Annotated in this window: 4 protein-coding genes; 1 reads left to right on the top strand and 3 read right to left on the bottom strand. The window is 65.3% G+C overall.

The genetic code is table 11. The annotated features are described in order from the left end of the window. The first annotated feature begins 262 nt into the window (after positions 1-262). On the top strand, positions 263-523 hold the full coding sequence (locus tag ACWCOM_RS18395) for a ribbon-helix-helix protein, CopG family (protein WP_454550186.1): 261 nt from the start codon (positions 263-265) through the stop codon (positions 521-523). Positions 524-572: 49 nt separating this feature from the next. Here ACWCOM_RS18395 and ACWCOM_RS18400 read toward each other — a convergent pair whose 3' ends face one another. From ACWCOM_RS18400 to ACWCOM_RS18410, 3 genes are all read right to left on the bottom strand, one after another. After that, on the bottom strand, positions 573-869 hold the full coding sequence (locus ACWCOM_RS18400; protein ID WP_454550187.1) for a hypothetical protein: 297 nt from the start codon (positions 867-869) through the stop codon (positions 573-575). Positions 870-1,027: 158 nt separating this feature from the next. After that, positions 1,028-1,339 (bottom strand): sigma factor-like helix-turn-helix DNA-binding protein, encoded by a 312-nt coding sequence (locus tag ACWCOM_RS18405; RefSeq protein ID WP_454550188.1) that lies wholly within the window; start codon positions 1,337-1,339, stop codon positions 1,028-1,030. Continuing rightward, positions 1,339-2,286 carry a replication initiation protein gene (locus tag ACWCOM_RS18410; RefSeq protein WP_454550189.1) on the bottom strand — a complete coding sequence of 316 codons (948 nt, stop codon included), beginning with the start codon at positions 2,284-2,286 and terminating at the stop codon, positions 1,339-1,341. Before ACWCOM_RS18410 ends, ACWCOM_RS18405 begins: the two co-directional genes overlap by 1 nt. Positions 2,287-2,659: the final 373 nt, after the last annotated feature.

Consider the following 2,659-nt stretch of genomic DNA (forward strand, 5'->3'; position numbering starts at 1 on the left):
CGCCTGGAGCAACCACGCACCGCAACCAGGCACCGGCCCAGCCTCAATTTCCATCCGCCGGCCCCTGCCGCAGATCGTGACATCTGTGCCGGTTTCCGGTGCTCGGCAGTGGGTTCCAGCGGGTGCCTGGTTGCGGTGCGTGGTTGCTCCAGGCGTGTCGGCTTCGGTCGCTCTGTGGTGGCCTGGCTGTGGTCGGGGTGGAGCGCCTGAGGTGGTTGTAAACATTGTTTACAAGTGATCGTCAGCGGAGGGAGAGATCGACGTGGAGAAGCGCACGGCACCGGGTGGTCAAGTGGTCTCGGTGCGTCTGCCGGCGGAGGTGATCGAGCGTCTGGACCGGTTGGCGGAGACGACGCAACGGTCGCGCGGGTACTACCTGCGGGAGGCGATCGAGGAGCTGTTGCCGACGATGGAGGCCCGCTACTGGGCCCACCGCGTCGAGGAGCGGCACCAGGTGGAGCGGCGTGCATTCGGGGGTCTCATGGCGCAGCTGAACGAGCCGCCGGAAGCCCCGGAGAGGTGAGCTCGGGAGCCTCCGGCCAAGAATGCAAGAGGTGTGGCGGTCCAAGTGTTCAGGGCCCTTGGTGCAGGGTCACGCTGAAAATTGCTGCGGGGATGGCGAGTAAGCCGAAGGCTGCGGCCAGGAAGCTGAGCAGGGGTTTGTTGGCCAGTAGGCCGGCGATCCAGCCGAGGATCCCACTGAGTGCAGGCAGTAGCAGCGCCCACAACGGTCTCGGTCTTCCGGTGTTCGTCCAGTCGATGAGGGCCAGCGTTAGAGCCGCGGATACGGCGATGGATGTCCATGCTGCGGCTGTGTAGGTGCGGCGTCGTTTTTGGCTTGGTTCTTTCTGTGGGGGTACCTGGTTCATCCGTTCATCCTGTCTTCGCGGTGGCAGAGCAAAGCTATGTTCTATGTGCCATAGAACGAGACCGGCCGCTGACCGGGGCACCACGCAGAGCGGGTGAGCGCTGCGCTGGGCATGCGAAAGGCCGGGGAGGGGCCCCGGCCTTTCAGGTGAGATGCCTTTCACCGCGCATTATTTTGAGGATCCGGTGACTGCTCGTCTAGTCCGGTCGTGAGTTCTCTCGTATGTTGCCGGGCGGAGTAGATGAGCCGGCCCACTGCACCGACGCTCTCACCCATTTCTTCGGCGATCTGCTTATAGGTGTGTCCGGCCTCTCGTAGCAACAAGGCACGGGCGCGACGTTCAGCAGCTCGAGCAAGAAACTCGGCGCGAGGCTCGGCCGCAATACGCCGTACGGTCCGTTCGGAGCATCCGAGCCGTGCGGCGAGTTCCTTCGCGGTTGTCTTCCGTCGTTGCCGGATTTCAGCGGACATCAGAAGGCCTCCTGCATGAACGTCTTGCGGTCGATTTTGGGTTGGAAGCCGTGGGCTGTGTTGGCGGCCCGCATCTTGTCGGTGACGGTGCGATTGCCGGTGGTGTGGCTTTTCTTGGCGCGGGCGGATTGGGTGGCGGTGAAGCGGACGTCGTAGGCGGTAGGGCCGCCTTGGTACCAGAACTTCCGCCAGGTCCAGCGGGAGATGGAACGGGCCAAGTGCAACACCTCGGTCTCATCCAAGGGGCCGCGGGTGAACTCGTCGCCGATGACGGACAGGTTGCGGTCCCAGGCGTAGGCGTGCACGACGGCTTCCCACTCGGTGGGGTCTTCGCAGTGGCGGCGCCAGGCGCGGTAGGCCCAGCGGCGGGTGAGGTCGAACAGGGCACAGTTGCGCCCAATCGCTGAGCGGGTGAGCGTGGCGCGCGGGTGATAGCCGGGCAGGGCGCCTAGGTCGCTCAGGGCGGAGGAGAGCTCCCGCAGCCCGTAGGAGGCCTCAGAGGCCCCCCAGAGGGGTAGAGAGCCCTGATGCCAGGGGTTGCGTGTCAGACGTCCGGAGTAGCCCACATCGCCGCTGAGAACGTCGCACAGGCCCGCCTCGACCCGTGCCAGCAGGTTCATCGGCCCCCGACGGGCGGAGTCGGTCAGGCACACGGGGGCTGAGAGGGCGTAGACGATGTGCCCGGAGCGGGTGAAGGGGTTCAGCGCGATGTAGGAGGGCTCGGGCAGGCCCTTGAGATCAGCGATTTGGTCGGCGTCGGATCCGTCGTGATCGGTGACGATCAGTGACTGGACGGCCAGTGGATTGGCCTCGATGTGGGAGTACTCCAGCGCACGTGCCCGGGAGCGGCGATACACGCTCGGCCGCGGGCCCTTCACGTCACCGGCAAGGGGTACCCGAGGCAACCAGTGATCGGTCCACTCGTCGGCAAACGTCGCTGTGTTCATGTCGGTCACTCTGTCATGGCGCTTGTAAATATTCAGGTAGGGCACGCCGCTGCCAAATCAGATACTTCGGGGTCTGGGGTGTCCCCCGCTTGCTTTTCAGTCCGAGCGATGCGAGGTCCCCTCGGCCTCCGCTCCCGCCCCAACCGGGATCGTCACACCTAGTGCATCATTCGATGCCCGAGGTCCCGGTGACCCAACGCAGGCACCCACACGCTTAGCAGCACCCCTCCGCCTGAGGTGCCCAGAGCACCGCAACCAGGCACCGGCCCAGCCTCAATTTCCATCCGCCGGCCCCTGCCGCAGATCGTGACATCTGTGCCGGTTTCCGGTGCTCGGCAGTGGGTTCCAGCGGGTGCCTGGTTGCGGTGCGTGG

Source organism: Kocuria sp. KH4 (genome assembly GCF_053711175.1).

Coding starts and splice junctions, on each gene's coding strand:
- ACWCOM_RS18400 (WP_454550187.1), bottom strand. CDS start 869: ATGAACCAGGTACCCCCACAGAAAGAACCAAGCCAAAAACGACGCCGC.
- ACWCOM_RS18410 (WP_454550189.1), bottom strand. CDS start 2,286: ATGAACACAGCGACGTTTGCCGACGAGTGGACCGATCACTGGTTGCCT.
- ACWCOM_RS18405 (WP_454550188.1), bottom strand. CDS start 1,339: ATGTCCGCTGAAATCCGGCAACGACGGAAGACAACCGCGAAGGAACTC.